The sequence below is a fragment of the Nocardioides antri genome, assembly GCF_008373765.1.
GTDB classification, from domain to species: Bacteria; Actinomycetota; Actinomycetes; order Propionibacteriales; family Nocardioidaceae; genus Nocardioides; species Nocardioides antri.
Window position 1 is genome coordinate 1 of record NZ_VUJW01000060.1, and the last position, 272, is coordinate 272.

Annotated in this window: 1 protein-coding gene; it reads right to left on the reverse strand. The window is 74.3% G+C overall.

Annotated elements, in window-relative coordinates:
* The coding region (locus F0U47_RS20430) for a penicillin acylase family protein (RefSeq protein WP_149752327.1) at positions 1 to 272 on the reverse strand (272 nt) is incomplete at both ends.

Below are 272 nucleotides of genomic sequence, written 5' to 3' on the forward strand. Positions count from 1 at the left end.
CAGCCGCCGGCGGTGCGGTCGGCGAGGTCCCAGACGTAGCGCGCGACCGAGCCGCGGCTGCACTCGTCGGTGATCGCCGGGTAGGAGACGCAGCACCGGACGCAGTCGGCGTCGCCGGAGAGCGGCAAGCGCGGCAGTCCGTCGAAGTCGTGGTCGGTCAGCAGGCCGAACCAGTGCACGGGATCGGTGAGGTGCGTGTCGCCCCACGTCGCGCCGTCGGGAGCCGCGGTCCCGCCTGAGCCTGTCGATGGGGCGACCTCGGCTAGCGCGGC